Source organism: Lentzea sp. NPDC060358 (genome assembly GCF_042725365.1).
Lineage (GTDB): Bacteria > Actinomycetota > Actinomycetes > Mycobacteriales > Pseudonocardiaceae > Lentzea.
Genome location: NZ_JBHXCW010000034.1, coordinates 32,542 through 49,021, shown reverse-complemented (window position 1 = coordinate 49,021; position 16,480 = coordinate 32,542). Strand labels below are relative to the sequence as shown.

Sequence of the window (16,480 nt, the reverse complement as noted above, 5' to 3'; positions counted from 1 at the left end):
AGACGTTGGGCACCATCAAGGGGAACCTGTTCTGGGCGTTCGCCTACAACGTCGCTGGACTGCCGCTCGCGGCGCTCGGACTGCTGAACCCGATGATCGCGGGCGCCGCGATGGCGTTCAGCAGCGTGTTCGTCGTCAGCAACAGCTTGCGACTGCGGGGATTCCGCCCATCGGCGGCTTGAGAATCTGCCGGCGAACACTCCCCAACGGCAAGGTGCGCGTGCAACAATCCAAAAGCTGACACACCCCCGGTCAGCGCCTGTGGAGATCCCCTCCGGCCCCCGCGTTCCTCCCCCTGGCGCGGGGGCCTCTCCCTGTCCGGACCCCGCGTTTTCCGTCTCGTGCGTCGTGCGGCGAACACCCACTCTCCGTGGGCATCCGCGACACGTCGGGGTGACCCGGGGCACAGGGGTTTGGCTGGCGTGACCGAGCCGTTATCGTGTTCCGGTGCCTATCGGATCCCTCGGACGTTCCAAGTCCGGCCGTCACCGTCCCGCGGACGCACCGCAGACGGAGTCGCTGCCCGACGAGGAGCTGACCTCTTACCTGGCTGCCCTGGCCCCGGACTCGGACAACGAGACCACCGCCTCGGGCTTCGGCAGCTCCCAGGTGTACCAGCTGCGGTTGCAGCTGATGGCGAACGAGCAGCTCAAGGAGCTCGCCGCCGAGCGCCAGACCTCCCCGCAGGCTCTCGCCACGGAGTGGGTCATGCAGCGACTCGAGTGGGAAGCGCGCCAGCGCGGCCAGTAGTCGCTTCGCGAACGAAGAAGGACCCTCCGCCGAGCCCGGCAGAGGGTCCTTCTCACGTACGACTTCGATTGCGGCGAAATCAGATCAGATCGCGCGGACGTTCTGCGCCTGCGGACCCTTGGTGCCCTGGCCCACCTCGAACTCCACGCGCTGGTTCTCCTCCAGGGTGCGGAAGCCCTGACCCTGGATCTCCGAGTAGTGGACGAAGACGTCTGCGCCGCCGTTGTCCTGGGCGATGAAGCCGAAGCCCTTCTCGGAGTTGAACCACTTGACAGTGCCCTGTGCCATGTACCTGCCTCCATCGCAGGAAAGCTTGGGGCTGCACCGTGCAACCCCGGCCGTCCCGGGGGCGGTCAGTTCGCTCCGTGAGAGCGCACAGCACGCCCGCGTGTCGTTCCGCGAGCGTGTGAAGCACGAACACAGAAACCACGGCCTGCGCGGGTCAGCCTAACGTGTGATTGGTCATAGCACTACAGGTCATTACTGGTCGGTTCAGTGCCTCAACAGGGGGAAACCCGCTGGTCCGAGCGGGTGATCGCGTTTCGTCGAGCAACGTGCCGCAGCCCCGCGCGTCCTCTCAGCGTTGGACGAGGGGATCTTGGGGAGAGCACGTGTTCCGGCCACTGATTTTCGTTGTACTGCTGGGGTTGACCGCTTGCGGCGCCGCACCCGAGGCACCGCCGGCGCCGATTGCTCCGGTCGTGGAGAGCAAGGAGAAGGCAGCACTCACCGTGACGCCCGGATCGGGTGACGGGGTGAGTCCTTCCGGACCATTCCAGGTCGGGGTGACTGGCGGCGCGCTGACCGCCGTCGCGCTGACGGGTGCGGACGGCAGGGTCGTCAAGGGGGAGCTCACCGGTGACCGGTGGGTGGCGACCGAGGACCTCGGCTACGACAAGGCCTACACCTGGTCCGGGTCGGCCCGCGGGCGCGACGGCGCGGACGTGCCGGTCGCCGGCTCGTTCCGCACGGTCAAGCCGCAGCGCCTGACCAGCGCATCGGTGAACGTCGGCGACCACCAGACCTACGGCGTCGCGATGCCGGTCAAGGTCACCTTCAGCGCACCGGTGCAGGACAAGGCCTCGGTGCAGAAGGCCATGACCGTCCGGACCTCCGTGCCGACCGAGGGCGCGTGGGCCTGGCTGTCCGACCGCGAGGCCCACTGGCGGCCGCGCGAGTACTTCAAGCCGGGCACCGAGGTCGCGGTCGACGTCGACGTGTACGGGGTGCCGTTCGGGGGCGGCGCCCACGGTGCCGAGGACGTGCACGTGCAGTTCAAGATCGCCGACCGCGCGCTCGTGGCGAAGGCGAACACGCAGACCCACCGGTTCGAGATCTACCGCGACGGCACGCTGCTGCACGACTTCCCGGCGTCGTACGGGATGGAGAACGACAAGCGGGCCGAGACCCGCGGCGGCATCCACGTGGTGCAGCAGAAGGAGGCCGCGCGGAAGATGTCGAACCCGGTCTTCGGCTACCAGGACGTCCCCGTCACCTGGGCCGTGCTGATCTCGCAGAACGGCGAGTTCGTGCACGAGAACAACGGCACGATCCCGTCGCAGGGCAAGGCGAACGTCTCGCACGGCTGCGCGAACCTGTCCGGTGCCAACGCGAAGACCTTCTACGACCTCACGATGATCGGTGACCCGGTCGAGGTCGTCGGGTCGTCGCAGCAGCTGCAGGCGGCGGACGGCGACTACTACGACTGGGCGTTCGACTGGGCCACCTGGACGTCGAAGTCCGCGGTCGCGAGCTAGCTCTTCTCGGTGAACTAGCTCTTCTCCGTGATCTGGGGTGGTTGCGGGATCTCGTACCCCGACGGGCCGACGTTGCGCTCCAACGCCCGCTTCCACTCCCCGGTCGAGATCATCTTCTCGATCGCCTCGTTCACGGCGTCCCGCGACTCCGCGTCGCCCTTCGCGACGCCGATGCCGTAGCGCTCCTTCGAGAACGTCTTGCCGACGAGCTTGAGCAGCTCGGGGTTCTCGGCCGCGAAGCCCGCCAGGATGACCTCGTCGGTCGTGACGGCGTCGACGTTGCCCGCCATGAGGCCGATCACGCAGTCGGAGTACTGGCCGTATTCGACGATCTGCACGTTCTGCGAGAACTCCGACTTCACCTTCTGGGCGGAGGTGGACCCCTTGACCGAGCACAGCTTGCGGCCGTTCATGGTCTCCGGCCCCTGGATGCCCGTCTCGCTGTAGCGGACGAGCATGCCCTGGCCGGTCTCGAAGTACGGGCCGGCGAAGGCGACCTTCTGCTTGCGGGCGTCGGTGATCGAGTACGAGGCGATGATCAGGTCCGCCTCGCCGTTCTCGAGCATCGACTCGCGGGCCGCGCCGCGGGCTTCCTTGTACGTGATGCCGCTTTCCTTCACGCCCAGCTCGTTCGCCACGTACTTGGCGACCTCGACGTCGAAGCCGACGTACCGGCCGTCGAGCCGCCTCTCGCTCAGGCCCGGCTGGTCGTAGCGGATGCCGATGGTCAGCTTCCCGGAGTCAGCACGTCCGATGACTGTGCTGGAGTCACCGCTCCCGCAGGCGGTCGCGAGCACCGCGACGGCTGTCAGGAGCAAGGCACGACGGATCACGACAGGCCTTCCGAGCGAGGTGGGGAGTCGTGGGCAATGCTACGTACCTGCGGCGATGATCGACTGTGACGTATGACAACTAGGGAAGACGAGTCCGGCTGGGCGTCGCATCCGTACCCAGTCGCTCGATCGCGTGCCGCAGGTGTCCCGGCGGCGCCAGCCTCCTGATCTTGCCGGGCACCAAAAGCGCAGTTCGGCGCAGCATCTTCAACCACAGGTCAGCGTGGGTGTAGGGCCGGCGACCGTGCAGCTCGACCGCCCAACCGGGCAACACCGAGTAGGCCAGGTGGCCCACCAGCACCCGGTACAGCGGGAGGCCGAACCGGACGAAACCCCGCACCGGAGGGCCGTGCAAGAAGGTGTAGATCACATCGGAGTCCGGCGTTCGGCGTAGCACCGGACGCATCCGTTCGAAGTAATCCGCCATTTCGCGTCGAGATCCGGGTACTTCATCCGGGTGTAATCCGACCAAACTTGCTGCAAACCGCTGCTCGTCGTAGTAGAGGTCCTTCTGTCGGTCGGTGAGCCCGTACCCCGCGCGGTCGAGCACCGTTTCGAAGCACGAAACCTCCGAGCAATGCACCCACAACAACAGCTCGGGCTCGTCGACGCGGAACGTCTTGCCGTCGATGACACCCCGGAGGCTGCGGTGCGTGGCCCGCACCCGTGCCGCCGCGGTGGCGATCTCCTCGTCGGTGCCGTAGACGCCGAGCCCGACGAAATCCGCCGTCCTCTTCAGCCTGCCGAGCGGGTCGGCCTGGAAGTGGGAGTTCTGCACGACGCCCGCCACGGCCTTCGGGTGCAGCGCCTGGAGGTAGAGGCTCGCGATCCCGGCGATCCACATCGTCGGGTCGGCGTGCATCTGCCAGGACACGGAGTTCGGATCAGGCATGCGGACATCGTCCCTCCTGGCGAAGATGAAGACCATGGACCTGGACCAGGCACGGGAAGTGCTCCGCAACCAGCACCGCGCGGTGTTCTGCGCGATGAAGTCGGACGGCACGCCGTCGATGTCGCCGGTGCTCGTCGCGCTGGACGGCAACGGTGACGTGCTCGTCTCCACGCGGGAGACGGCGTACAAGACGAAGCAGGTGCGGCGCGACCCGAACGTCTGGCTGTGCGTGCTGCCGGACAGCTTCTTCGGCCGCTGGATCCAGATCTCCGGAACGGCGGAGGTCGTGCCGCTGCCCGAGGCGATGGACCTGCTCGTGGACTACTACCGGACGATCTCCGGCGAGCACTCCGACTGGGACGACTACCGCGCGGCGATGGAACGGGAGAAGCGAGTTGTGCTTCGCATTTCCCTGACCAGCGCGGGACCCGACAGGACGGGCTGACGGCGGGGCGGTAACACCGTTAGCGGGCACAACGATTCCACGGGGACGGCGGCTACCGGGCAGGCGGACCCTGGGGAGCGGAGCGATGACTGGTGTCAGACGCCGCGGCTACTTCTCGGCCGCGGTGGCGGTGCTGGGTGCCGCGGTGATCGCGGCACTCTTCACGGCACCCCGGGACAAGCCGGTGGACATCCGGCTGGTCGCCCCGCCGCCCCCGCCGCCCGAGGTCGTCACCGCCACGGCCACCACGACCGTCTCCGCCGTCGGCGGCGTCCGGCCGCTGCCTCCCCCGCCGCCACCACCACCTCCCCCCGGTGCCGACCCGCCACCCCGGCACCGGCCGGACCACCACCCGCCGCCTCCGCCACCGCCCGCCAGACCGAAGCCCGGACCCAAGCAGCCCACGCTGTTCGACCTCCTGCGCTGCGACGCGAAGCACGTCTCGGACGACGACTTCAACCGCTGCCTGGAGTGGCCGTTCGACACCGAGGAGTTCTGCGCGTTCCTGGAGGAGAACCACCTGCGGCCCGTGGACCTGCGCGGTCCGGACGGCAGGCGGTCCGAGCGGTTCCAGCTCGACTGCGACGAGGGTTAGGCCTTCAGCTCGCGCAGCCGCCGGAGGTTCGCCTCCGCCAGGGGGCCCAGCAGTTGTGCCTCACCCAGGTAGTGGTCGTCGATCAACGCCTCGACCTCGGCGTCGTTCATCGCCGGCACGACCCGCGCCGCCATCCGGTTCATGTTGCGGTAGCTGCCCTGCAACAGGAACGGCTCCTGACCGGGATCGGCCGCGGACGCGATGTAGGCCTGGTTGACCTTCAGCACGACCTGCTGCACCCGCTGCAGCTTGCGGACCACCGACAGCATCCGTTCCAGCTCGACGGTCCCGTGGTCGTGCTGGACGTTCTCGCCGTTCGCCAGGCGCACCAACGGTTCCACGTCCACGCCGTTCAGCGTCGGGTTCGAGCCGGACGCGTTCTCCAGGTAGCTCAACGCGAAAAGTGCCTCGCGACCGGACAGCACGTCGCCGAGGTTCCACACGTCCGCGCGGTTCGCGAGCATGTCCGGAACGCGGAAAGCGCGGCCCGTCCCGGTGTACGGGTTGCCCGCCATCGACACCGCGAAGCGCTTGCCCCGCAGGTCGAACGTGCGCGCCTCACCGTCCCACACGCCGTCGACGCGCCGTTGTGCGTCGCACAGCGAGATGAACTTCTGCAGCAGCTCGGGTGAGGTGTGCTGGATGTCGTCGAGGTGCAGCAGGACGTTGCTGCCCAGGGCGAACGCGAAGTTGATCCGCTCGACTTCCTGGCGTGCGGTGGCATTCGGCGCCTCCTGCGGGTCGAGCGAGGTGACGCCGGTGCCCAGCGCCGGGCCGTTGACCTTGACGAACACCATGCCTAGCCGGTTCGCGACGTACTCGACCAGCGTCGTCTTGCCGTAGCCGGGTGGGGAGATCAGCATCAGCAGGCCCGTGCCGTCGTCCAGCTGCTTCGAGAGGTTGTCGCCGATCAGCGGCAGGTAGACCTCGTTCAGCAACCTGTTGCGCACGAACGTGTTCAGCACCGCCGGCCGGTAGTCGTCGAGCCGCAGCCTCCGGCGTTCCGCCGCGAGCAGGTCGTCGCGTTTCCTCTGGTACGCGCGGAAAGCGGGCACCTGCACGTCCTGGAACGTCCTGAGCCTCGTCAGGGTCTCGTCGAGGCGGAGCTCCATCGACTGGTCGGTCACGCGCGGGTGCGTGCCGAGCAGGCCGGTGACGGTCCCGGTGAGCGCGGCGCTCGAGTCGTAGCGCGGCAGGTCGGTGAGCAGGACCGCGACGACCTCGGGGAACTCCGGGCAGTCCTCATCGCCGAGGAACGCGTGCAGCCACGCCTCGATCAGGTCGCGATCGCGCAGGTCCTCGGTGACCGCGGCGCGGAACCGGTCGATCACCGCGCGAGCGGCCTTGCCGGTCACGAACCCGGCGGGCTCGCAGGCCAGTTCCTCGAACAGGTACTCCGCCGCGAGGTCCGGCAGGCCGAACTGCCGGCACAGCTCGGGGATCCCGTGCGTGCCGCCGAAGATCGTGCGGGCGCGGGCCAGCGACTCGGCCTTGCGCGCCCACACCGCCCGCCGTTCCACCGGTTGCTCCGCCCAGAAGAGCTGGGCCTCGGCGCGGGTGGCCGGCGGGTAGCGGAGCAGGCCCGCGCCGGCGTGCAGCCGGTGCAGGATCGCGAGGATCTTCTCGGCGTCGTGGTCGTGGACGCCCTTCTCGTAGCCCTCGTCGTAGCGTTCCGCGGCGGCGTCCACGACGTCCGTGCGGCCCTCGGCGAGCAGGCAGCCGGCGAGGTGCTCGGAGCGGTAGACGTCCTGGGTCTCGCTGACCAGCAGCTGGTCCCAGAACGGCCTGGTCTCCGCGAAGTCCCGGTCGACGACCTCGGCGCGGTAGTCGGTTCCCGTGACGGCGTAGAACAACCGGCCGTCGCGCGGCACGAGCGTGAGGTTCATCGGCTCGGTCGTCACCGGGAAGCGGTGCCGGCCGAGCACGATCGACGCGCCGTCGTACAGGTCGGCCCGGTCGCGCAGCGCCCGGCCGCCCTCCTGCCGGGCCTCGCGCAGGCTCGCTTCGAGCTCCTCGGCCCGCACGTCGCCGAGCTCCACGAGCTGGCCGGCGACCGCGCGGACCTTGGCGACCATCGGGTCGCCCGCGAAGTAGGTGTTGATCTCGTCGGCCGTGGTGAGCTTGGCGACGCGGCGGCGGATGGTGCCGAGCACCCGTTCGGCCGACTGCACGAGCCGGTCGGCCTTGCGGGCGCGTTCGTCGAGCAACGTCTGCTTGCGCGCGGAGAACGCCTCGTAGACGTCCGTGCGCTTGGCGCCGACCTGGGCGAGGAAGTCGTCGAACTCGCCGAAGCGCGACTCCAGGTTCTCCAGCTGCAGCAGGAGCCGTCCCAGCTGGTCGTCGCAGCGCTGCGGGGTGTCCGCGACCGACAGGGCGCCCGTGACGGCCTGGCCGAGCAGCGCGAACTCCGCGGCGAACTCGGCGCGGCCCTCGGCGTTGGCGAGCCGCGTCCTGCGACCGTCCACAGTGGCCCGTGCGCGGTTGACGGCGGCCAGCACCTCGCCGATGCTCGCGAGGATCCGCGTGCGGGTCGTCGTGTCGGCGGCGTCGAGGGTGCTGACGACCTCGGTCAGCACCTCCAGACCGGCCTGCTGCTGCGCGAGCCGTTCGCGCAACGGCGTCGCCTCGGCCGCGGTCTTCAGCTCCGCGTCCGCGATCTGGGCGATCTCCTCGTGGTAGCGGGTGAACGCGCCCTCGCCGCTGAGGAAGGCGACGGCCCTGCGTGCGGACGCGCCGAGCTCGTCGACCAGTTCGGCCTCACGCCGGTCGATCTCGGCGAGGTCGACGTGCTTCAGGTCCTTCAGGGTGATCAGCCGGCCCTGGGCGGACCTGAGGTCGGCGAGCAGCCGCACCCACTCGTCGGCGGAGCGCGGAGCGGCCGACCGGGAGAGCCTGATCAGCGACGCGAGCTTCTCCGCCGCCTCGTGGAGCTGCTCGGCGGCGTGTTCGGTGAGCTTGCGGACGGCCTCGAACTCGTCGAGGACCTGCTCGGCGGTGGCGCGGACCGCGAGGACGTCCTGCTTGAGCCCCAGCTCGTCGAGCCAGTGGACGCCGTCGACGACCCTGGTGCACAGGGCGATCAGGCCCTCGAACACCGGTGCGCTCGGCGTCGTCCCCGCGCTCATCCTGGTGATGGACAGGCAGTCGGAGATGCCGCGGACCAGTTCGGCGTTGCCGATGCGGGCGAGCGGGCCGGCGTGCTCGGGCAGCACCTCGTCCGCGAGGAACGGCGTGCGCCAGACCTGCATCGGGTGCACGCGCACCGGTTCCGAGCTCGTCTCGCGGAAGATCACCAGCGTGCCGTCGGCGAAGAGCGAGTAGCCGTGGCAGACGAGCGGGGTGGCGACCTCCTTGCGGATCACGTTGTAGGGCAGCAGGAGGCTGCGGCCCTCGCGGCGGGCGTGGAAGACGTAGAGGACGTCCTCGCCGTTGGCCGAGCGGACGACCCGTTCGAACTCCAGCTCGTCGGTGTCGACGTCGAACGTCTTGTCCGCGCCGGTGACGAGGTAGTAGCCGCCGGGGAAGATGATCCCCTGGTCCTCGGGGAGCCGCTGGCACGCCTGGCCGATGCCGTCGAGCCGGACGACCTCCTTGGTGCGCGTGTTGAAGACCAGGTGCCGGTGGGCGGTCTCCTTGTACGGCAGGATCCTGAGCAGGATCAACGGACCGACGCGGGCGTAGTGGACCTCGGCGTCGGCGAGGCTCTGCAGCGGCTCGTCGACGGGTTCGGAGTAGACGCCCTCGCCGGACTCGGTGTTGTTCTCGACCTTGACGGTCAGCGTGCCGCCGACGGTCTCGACGAACACCTCGCCGTCGATCGCGATGTGCGGGTGCCGGCCCAGCACGTGCTGCTCGCGGGTCGTCTCGATCCACGTGAAGTCGTGCTGGGGCGGGAAGACGTGGTCGCGGTCGCCGCGGTCGTCGACGTAGGTGACCGTGCCGTCGACCGCGACGTCCCAGCGCAGCACGCGGATGTCCTCGATCCGCGCGCCCGTCTGGAACACCGCGAGCAGCCGCTGCTCGACGACCCGCAGCTGCAGCAGCCGGGTCTCGCGGTAGTACCGGTAGAGCTCGGCGAAGTCGTGGCGGAACCTCGGGTCCTGCAGGAACTCGGCCTCGACCGCGCCGAAGTCCCTGCCGTGCACCGCGAAGACGTCGGCGACCGCGGTCTCCGGCTTGAGACCCATGAAGACGTTGTAGCCGAACAGCATCAGGTCGCCGAGCGCCACGATGTCGCGCGGCACGCAGTTGTTCCCGGTGCGGATGCGTTCGGTGGCGACGAGCTCCAGGGCCGTGCTGCCGAAGGTCTCGACGCGCTGGGCGTTCAGCGCCTCGGTGCCGCGGGCGAGCGCGGCGGCCTGGTCGGCCAGCCTCGCCCGCAGCACCTCGTAAGCACCGGCGTCGAGCTGGGTCATGCAGGCTGGCCGTTGTTCTTGGCCATCTGGGTCAGGGCGATCGCGGCGGCGATGTTCTGCGCGTCCCCCGAGCTGAACGAGCTGAGGATCTTGGTCAGGTCCTCGGGGAAGTTGTTCGTCCCGTCCATCCACTTGGCGCCCAGCGCCTGCACCACGTCGGAGTTGCCGACGAAGCTGTCGACCTGCTTGCCCGCGGTGATGGACGCGGCGATCTTGTCGAAGAACATCGTGTCACCACCGACGATGTCGATGTCGGCCTTCTCCAGCCCGGCCGCGAGAACCATGGCCTGGGCCTCGGCGACCTGGCGCTGCACGTCGATACCCTTGAGGCGGATCTCCTTCTCGGCTTCGAGGCGCAGGCGGTACTCCTCGTGCTCGCGGGTGGCGGTGTCGAGCGCGGCCATCGCCTCGGCCTTGTGCGACAGGCCCTCCGCCTCGCCCTTGAGGCGTTCCTTGATGCCCTCGGCGTCGGCCAGCGCCTTCTCGCGGTCGACCACGGCCTCGGCGCGGCCCAGCGCCTCGGACGCGGCGGCGTCGCGTTCCTTGACCAGTGCGTCCGCGAGCCCCTTGGCCGCGGCCTCGGCCTGCGTGCCCTCGGCGAGCCGGATCTTCGAGCGGGCGTCGAGGTCGGCGGCCTTGTTGCGGGACTCGGCGAGCACGACGGCCTCGCGGGCCTTGTGCTGCGCGGCCTGTTCCGCCGCCTCGGCGGCCTTGATGTCCTTGACCAGCGACTCCTGCGCCTCGGCCTCGGCGCGGATCACGATCTGCTGGCGCTCGCGCTCGGCCTCCTCGACCGCGCGGAGCTTCTTGATGTTCTCCTCCTGCTCGGCCACGGTCTTCTCGACGGCGACCCGCTCGCGCACCAGGTCGGCGATCGCGCGGCGCTCGTGCTCGAGCTCCTTGTCCTTCTCGATCATGCGCAGCGACGTCTCGCGTTCGCGGGCGATGACCTCGAGCATCCGGTCCTTCTCGATGCGCTCGGTCTCGACGGCGATCACGCGCTCGCGGTTCTTCTCGGCGACGGCGATCTCGCGGGCCTTGTTCTCCGTCTGGATGCCGAGCTGCTCCTCGGTGCGGATGAACGCGGTGTTGGCCTTGAGGCGTTCCTCGGCCTGGACCTTCTGCGTCTCGGCCTCCTGCTGGGCGCGGGCGGTCTCGATCTCCCTGCGCTGCTTGATCTCCGCGTCGGCCTGGCGCCGTTCGAGCTCGAGGATGGCCTCGCGCGCGCTGACGTTCTGGCGCGTGATCTCCTTCTCCTCGTTGCGGGTGAACTCGTTGGTCCGGACGTGCTCGATCGCGGTCAGCTCGGTGATCTTGCGGATGCCCTGCGCGTCCAGGATGTTCGCCGGGTCGAGCTGCTTGAGCGGCGTCTGCTCCAGGTAGTCGATGGCCGCGTCCTCGAGGCTGTAGCCGTTGAGGTCGGTGCCGATGACCTGCACGATCCGGTCGCGGAACTCGTCGCGGTGCGTGTAGAGGTCGACGAAGTCGAGTTGCTTGCCGACGGTCTTGAGCGCCTCGGAGAACTTGGCGTTGAAGAGCTCCTGCAACGTCTGCTCGTGGCTCGCGCGCTCGGTGCCGATCGCCTGCGCGACCTTGATGACGTCCTCGACGGTCTTGTTGACCCGCACGAAGAACGTGATGCGGATGTCGGCGCGGATGTTGTCCTTGCAGATCAGGCCCTCGTTGCCGGCCCTGCGGATCTCGATGGTCTTCACCGAGATGTCCATCGTCTCGCAGCGGTGCAGCACGGGCAGGACGACCGTGCCGGTGAAGGTCACGTCGACCTTGCGCATCTTGGAGACGATGAGCGCCTTGCCCTGCTCGCACTTCTTGAACAACCTGCTCAACGTGATCATCGCCAGGACCAGCACGACGACGATCCCCGCGATGAGCACGACCAAACCTGTCGAAATGGCGCCCATGTGTCAGCCCCCTGTGGTGATGTCCACGACCCAGAAGAACTCGCCCTCGGGGTCGTAGTCGAAGATCAGCGCGGTCTGTCCCGCCTTCAGTTCGGTGCTCTGCGCCGCTCGCACCTGCACGACCGCCGTGCCGCCGTCGTCGGCGGTGACCTCGGCCTGCCCGTAGTTCCCGGTGACCCGCGCCGTCCTGACGATCGCGGTGCGGCCCACGAAGTCGCTGCGGGAAGCGGGTTTCTCCGGTTTCGTCCAGCTCCTGACCGGGATCAGGAGGACCTTCGTGAGCAGGGCGCCCACGAGCACCGCACCGCCCAGGACGGCGTAGCGGAGCTTGCCCTCCGGGGTCAGCACGGTGCCGACCAGCGCGGCGAACCACGTGATCAGCACGAAGAACGAGAGGGAGATCGGAAGGACGGGAGCGTCGAAGTCCAGGCCCACCAACGCGACCGTGAGCCAGTAGGCCAGCACCACGAACACCAGCAGGGTGAACACCGCGGTCGGGAAAGCCACCGCGGCGGCCAGGAACTCGGTCATCGACGCCCCCTCTCAGCCACTCTGATGCAAGAACTTCGGAATCCGTTGCATTTGGGTGGATGATCGATGGAAATCGATGGTTTGGCCGGTGTGGACTTCGGCGCGCGGGGGGACGCACGGGAGTGTCAGCGCGGTGCCGCGGAGCCCATCGCCTAACCTCGATCGGCGTGATCCCCGTCGTCGTGCTCGCCGGCTTCCTCGGTTCCGGCAAGACCACCCTGCTCAACCACCTGCTGCGCACGTCCGGCGGCACGCGGATCGGTGTCGTGGTGAACGACTTCGGGCGGATCAACGTCGACGCGTTCTCGGTGTCCGCGCAGGTCGACTCGATGGTGTCGCTGTCCAACGGCTGCCTGTGCTGCGCGGTCGACGGCTCCGAACTCGACGACATGCTCGTGAAGCTGGCCGCGGCGGACCTGGACGTCATCGTGATCGAGGCGTCCGGCCTGGCCGAGCCGTCGGCCCTGGTCCGGCTGGTGCTGCAGGCGCCCGGGGTGTCCTACGGCGGGCTGATCTACGTGGTCGACGCGGTGGAGCTCGACGCCGTGCCGCACCTGGAACGCGACCTGTCGCTGGCCGACCTGGTGGTGCTGAACAAGGTCGACCGGGTCTCGTCGCCGCCCTCGCTGCCCTGCTCGGCGCCGGTCGTCCCGGTGACGTACGGGCAGATCGACCCGGCGTTGCTGTTCGAGGTCCGCCCACCCGACCTGGGGCCGCGCCAGCTGTCGTTCGACGACCTCGAAGACCACTCGACGCACACCCACGCGTCCTACGACAGCGTGTCGTTCGAGTGCCCGGACCCGTTGCACCCCAAGCTCTTCATGGACTTCCTCGCGGCGCGGCCGGAGGGGTTGTTCCGCGCCAAGGGCTTCGTCCGCTTCCCGCTCGGCACGTTCATGCTGCAGACCGTCGGCGCGTACGTCTCGTTCACCCCGGTCGACGACGAAGCCCCGACTCAGCTGGTGCTGATCGGGGCGGGCATCGATCCGGACTCGGTGACGGACTGGCTGCTGGCGTGCGTGGCGGACGCACCGGTCACCGAGCAGGACATGCTCTGGGTGCTCCGGTACGCCCGCTGACGATCACTTCCCGCAGAACGCGGTGTCCATGACGCCGACCATGCGCTCGAACTTCCGCGCCGGGTCGTCGCCGAACGTGCCGGGCAGCGCGGTGAGCGTGACGGCGGCGTACTTGCCGTCGTCGGTCGCCGCGCCCAGCGACGCCCACCCGTGGATGGTGCCGCCGTGGCCCCAGGAAACCCCGCCGCAGCTGAGCTTCGTGCTCTCCAGCCCGAGCCCGTAGGCGCTGCGCTCGTCGACCGGCACGGTCTTGCGCATCTCGTCGAGCTGGGCCTTGTCGAGCAGCCCGCCGCCGAGCAGCGTCTTGAAGAACTTCGCGACGTCCTGCGGCGTCGAGACCATCGCGCCGGAGGCCCAGGCGGAGGACGTGTCGTACTCGGTCGCGTCGACGACCTCGGAACCCGGATCGAGCAGGTCGGCCTTCACGGAGACCCGCGCGTGCCGGCCGCGGATCCGCTGCTCGCCCTGGCCGGGCCAGTAGGTGTCCCCGAGGCCCGCCTTGACGATGACCTTCTGGATCGCCTCGCCGACCGGGCGGCCGGTGACCTTCTGGATCATCAGGCCGGCGACGACGTAGTTGGTGTTGCTGTAGACGTGCTTCTCACCCGGCTGGTTCGTGACGGGCTGGGCGAACGCCGCGTCGAGCAGGTCGTGCGGCGGGAAGTACCGGTCGCGGGTGTCGGCGATCTTGTTGACGCCGATCGCGAGCACGTAGTCCGGCAGGCCGCTGGTGTGCTGCAGGACCTGGCGCACGGTGATGCGGCTGTCCCGGACGTGCGGCACGTACCGGTTGACCGGCCCGTCGAGCTCGATCTTCTTCTCGCCGACGAGCTGCAGCACGCTGACGGCCACGAACGACTTCGTGATGCTGCCGATGCGCACCTGCCCGTTGTGCGGGGCGTTGCCCTTGGCGTGGTTCCGGCCGTTGGCGTTCATCTCGACGCCCGGCGTGCGGTCCTGGACGATCTGGTCGAGCTGCTGCGGGACCAGCAGCGACAACGCGGTGAGCGCGGCGACGGCGATCACTTGGTACCACACAGACCGGCGTCGACTGCCGCGAGCATCGCGTTGTGGGCCTTGTCAGCTCCCTCGGGCGTCGGGGCGAACGTGCCGGGAAGTGCCGTGACGGCAACGGAGAACGCCCGCCCGCCGGGAGCGACACCACCACGCGTCTCGAAGCCGTGGATGTCGCCGCCGTGGCCCCAGTACCGGCCACCACAGCTGAGCGGCGAGCTGGCGATGCCCAGTCCGTACTCGACGCCCGGCCACATCTCGCCCTTGGTGTCGACGGTCTTCTGCATCTCCTGCAGCTGCGCGGGAGCCAGCAGGTCGCCCTTCAGCAGCGAGCGGAAGAAGGTGTTGAGGTCCTTGGTGCTGGAGACCATCTGCCCGGCCGCCCACCCCCACGAGGGGTCCATCTCGGTCACGTCCTCGATCCCGTTGCCGGTCAACGCGTACCCGTGCGGGTGCTTGCCGCGGATCGTCTCCTCACCGATGCCGGGCCAGTAGGTGTCCCGCAGTTCGAGCTTCCGGACGATCCGCTTCTCGACGTTCTCGCCGATCGGCCGCCCGGTGACCTTCTGCACCAGCAACCCGAGCAGCGCGTAGTTCGTGTTGCTGTACTTGAACTTCTCACCGGGCTGCCCGGTCACCGGGTGCGCGTTGGCGACGTCGAGCAGCTCGCGCGGCTCGAGGTAGCGGTGCCGCACCTCCTCGAACTTCTCGAGCCCGATGAACTCCGTGTAGTTCGCGAGACCGCTGGTGTGGTTGAGCAACTGGCGCACGGTGATGCGGTCGTCCTTGATCGCGCCCGGCAGGTAGTGGTTGACCGGCTTGTCGAGCTCGACCTTGCCCTCACCGACGAGCTGCAACACCACGGTGGCGACGAACGTCTTGGTGTTGGACCCGGCCCGCACCTGCCCGTCCTTGGGCACCGGCACCCGCTTGCCGAGCTCGGAAGTGCCCGCCACGTAAGACGCAGACCGCCCGTTCCCCTCGGTGACGGTGGCGAGCGCCGCCGGGAACTCGTGCTGCGTGACCAGCCCGTCGACCTGCTTCTGCACGGCGTTGCCGGGCGTGGCCATGACCGTTCCCCCGGTCGCGGTGACCAGCACGGCCGCCGCCAGCACTCCTACCAGCGTCTTCCTCATCGTTGCCTCCCCTTGCCGTTGATGGGGAAAGCTTCTCGTCCCGGCAGGGCGGCACGCAGTCACGCACGCTTCCGTTGTGGAGGTGGAGCAGGCTCTACCTCAGCAGCGGACATCGCTCTGCACCAGCGGCGAGTAGACCCTAGAGGCCTCACCGTCCACAGTGGCGCCGGCGAACTGCAACATCCGGCCGACCTCCCCGTGCAGCGCCGCGGCGGGCCGTGAGACGTCGTCCAGGGCCTCGATCTGCTCCGTCGTGAGCGCCACTTCCCCGGGGTTGCTCACCAGGTGTTCCAGCTTCCGAGCCCCGATGATCGGCACCGCCCCCTTGCTCCGCAGCCAGGCCAACGCCACCGCCGCCGCTTCGCTTTCTTCGGCGATGGCCGTGATGACGTCGATGACCTCGAAGTCCTCGGCGGTGGGACTCCACGGCACGAGCGCCAGCTGCGCCATCGGTGCGATCTCCGCCTCGACACCCCTCTTGAGCAGCGAGCACTCGACCTGCAGGGCGATGAGAGGGTCCAGTTCCGGAACTCGGCCATCGTCTGGGCCCGAGCCATCACCCAAGCAGGCAAGTTGGAGAACCCGACGTACCCGACCTTGCCCGATCCCATCAGATCGTCGAGGGCCCGCATGGTCTCCTCGAGAGGCGCGCGACGGTCCCAGTTGTGCAGCCAGTAGAGGTCGAGGTGGTCGACCCGCAACCGCCTCAACGTCTGCTCGAGCTGCCGCCGGACGGCAAGTCGCCCGGCCCCGCCGCCCGGTCCTGTGCAGGAAGTCGCCGAGGATCTTCTCCGAGTGGCCGTTGGTGTAGAAGTTGGCGGTGTCGATGAAGTTCCCGCCGCGGTCGAGGTACCCCCTGAGGATCCTCCCGGACTCCTCGACGCTGCAGCCGCCGGCTCCGGGGTCCTCGCCGAAGGTCATCGCGCCCAATGCGTGAGGGCTGACCCGCAGGCCTGAGCGGCCGAGGGTGACGTAGTGGTCGAGGGGCATGTCCTGGCTCTTTCTGTGGGTTCCGCTGACTCCTTTCCATTGCATTCCGATCTGGGATTTTCCGGTACTCCGATCCGGCCGTGCTCTTGCCTGATCCTCTTGCTGTGGCCGGTCTGGGACC

General features: G+C 68.7%; 15 protein-coding genes and 2 pseudogenes. 6 read left to right on the top strand and 11 right to left on the bottom strand.

Annotation, left to right across the window (positions count from 1 at the left end):
- The coding region (locus ACFWGZ_RS10545; protein ID WP_382451217.1) for a hypothetical protein at positions 1-182 on the top strand (182 nt) is incomplete at its 5' end.
- Between the two features lie 265 nt (positions 183-447).
- Positions 448-750: a hypothetical protein gene (locus ACFWGZ_RS10540; RefSeq protein ID WP_382451216.1), complete on the top strand. Its 303-nt coding sequence runs from the start codon at positions 448-450 to the stop codon at positions 748-750.
- A gap of 84 nt (positions 751-834) precedes the next feature.
- Here the strand turns inward: ACFWGZ_RS10540 and ACFWGZ_RS10535 are convergent, their stop codons facing one another.
- Positions 835-1,038, bottom strand: coding sequence for a cold-shock protein (locus ACFWGZ_RS10535; RefSeq protein WP_030473173.1), 204 nt, complete (start codon positions 1,036-1,038; stop codon positions 835-837).
- A 323-nt stretch (positions 1,039-1,361) separates the two neighbouring features.
- Between ACFWGZ_RS10535 and ACFWGZ_RS10530 the strand changes: the two genes are divergently transcribed.
- A complete protein-coding gene (locus ACFWGZ_RS10530) occupies positions 1,362-2,507 on the top strand; it encodes an Ig-like domain-containing protein (RefSeq protein WP_382451215.1) in 1,146 nt (381 codons plus the stop codon).
- 14 nt (positions 2,508-2,521) lie between these two features.
- Here ACFWGZ_RS10530 and ACFWGZ_RS10525 read toward each other — a convergent pair whose 3' ends face one another.
- Positions 2,522-3,325, bottom strand: coding sequence for a glutamate ABC transporter substrate-binding protein (locus ACFWGZ_RS10525; protein WP_382451214.1), 804 nt, complete (start codon positions 3,323-3,325; stop codon positions 2,522-2,524).
- A gap of 94 nt (positions 3,326-3,419) precedes the next feature.
- Positions 3,420-4,268 carry an oxygenase MpaB family protein gene (locus ACFWGZ_RS10520; RefSeq protein WP_382451213.1) on the bottom strand — a complete coding sequence of 283 codons (849 nt, stop codon included), beginning with the start codon at positions 4,266-4,268 and terminating at the stop codon, positions 3,420-3,422.
- Here ACFWGZ_RS10520 and ACFWGZ_RS10515 point away from each other — a divergent pair.
- On the top strand, positions 4,258-4,677 hold the full coding sequence (locus ACFWGZ_RS10515; protein ID WP_382451212.1) for a PPOX class F420-dependent oxidoreductase: 420 nt from the start codon (positions 4,258-4,260) through the stop codon (positions 4,675-4,677). The genes ACFWGZ_RS10520 and ACFWGZ_RS10515 overlap by 11 nt on opposite strands.
- 85 nt (positions 4,678-4,762) lie before the next feature.
- The gene (locus tag ACFWGZ_RS10510; RefSeq protein WP_382451211.1) at positions 4,763-5,272 is read left to right on the top strand and encodes a hypothetical protein; all 510 of its coding nucleotides are present in this window, start codon (positions 4,763-4,765) and stop codon (positions 5,270-5,272) included.
- Here the strand turns inward: ACFWGZ_RS10510 and ACFWGZ_RS10505 are convergent.
- Genes ACFWGZ_RS10505 through ACFWGZ_RS10495 form a run of 3 tightly spaced genes read right to left on the bottom strand, consistent with a single transcriptional unit; the run spans position 5,269 to position 12,140 of the window.
- Positions 5,269-9,687 (bottom strand): DNA repair ATPase, encoded by a 4,419-nt coding sequence (locus ACFWGZ_RS10505; RefSeq protein WP_382451210.1) that lies wholly within the window; start codon positions 9,685-9,687, stop codon positions 5,269-5,271. The two genes, ACFWGZ_RS10510 and ACFWGZ_RS10505, sit on opposite strands and share 4 nt — an antisense overlap.
- Positions 9,684-11,582, bottom strand: coding sequence for a flotillin family protein (locus tag ACFWGZ_RS10500; RefSeq protein ID WP_382451209.1), 1,899 nt, complete (start codon positions 11,580-11,582; stop codon positions 9,684-9,686). The genes ACFWGZ_RS10505 and ACFWGZ_RS10500 overlap by 4 nt, the downstream gene beginning before the upstream one ends.
- A gap of 30 nt (positions 11,583-11,612) precedes the next feature.
- On the bottom strand, positions 11,613-12,140 hold the full coding sequence (locus ACFWGZ_RS10495; RefSeq protein ID WP_382451208.1) for a hypothetical protein: 528 nt from the start codon (positions 12,138-12,140) through the stop codon (positions 11,613-11,615).
- A 161-nt stretch (positions 12,141-12,301) separates the two neighbouring features.
- Here ACFWGZ_RS10495 and ACFWGZ_RS10490 point away from each other — a divergent pair, with 161 nt between their 5' ends.
- A complete protein-coding gene (locus ACFWGZ_RS10490) occupies positions 12,302-13,219 on the top strand; it encodes a CobW family GTP-binding protein (RefSeq protein WP_382451220.1) in 918 nt (305 codons plus the stop codon).
- A gap of 3 nt (positions 13,220-13,222) precedes the next feature.
- Here ACFWGZ_RS10490 and ACFWGZ_RS10485 read toward each other — a convergent pair whose 3' ends face one another.
- The 5 genes and pseudogenes from ACFWGZ_RS10485 to ACFWGZ_RS10465 all read right to left on the bottom strand — a co-directional run.
- Complete coding sequence (locus ACFWGZ_RS10485; protein WP_382451207.1) at positions 13,223-14,245, bottom strand: serine hydrolase domain-containing protein; 1,023 nt, start codon at positions 14,243-14,245, stop codon at positions 13,223-13,225.
- A complete protein-coding gene (locus tag ACFWGZ_RS10480; protein WP_382451206.1) occupies positions 14,242-15,369 on the bottom strand; it encodes a serine hydrolase domain-containing protein in 1,128 nt (375 codons plus the stop codon). The genes ACFWGZ_RS10485 and ACFWGZ_RS10480 overlap by 4 nt, the downstream gene beginning before the upstream one ends.
- Positions 15,370-15,468: 99 nt before the next feature.
- Positions 15,469-15,819 carry a hypothetical protein gene (locus tag ACFWGZ_RS10475; RefSeq protein ID WP_382451221.1) on the bottom strand — a complete coding sequence of 117 codons (351 nt, stop codon included), beginning with the start codon at positions 15,817-15,819 and terminating at the stop codon, positions 15,469-15,471.
- Between the two features lie 134 nt (positions 15,820-15,953).
- Positions 15,954-16,070 (bottom strand): annotated as a pseudogene (locus ACFWGZ_RS10470) (aldo/keto reductase); the annotation flags it as partial.
- A gap of 73 nt (positions 16,071-16,143) precedes the next feature.
- Positions 16,144-16,290 (bottom strand): annotated as a pseudogene (locus ACFWGZ_RS10465) (aldo/keto reductase); the annotation flags it as partial.
- Between the last annotated feature and the right edge of the window lie 190 nt (positions 16,291-16,480).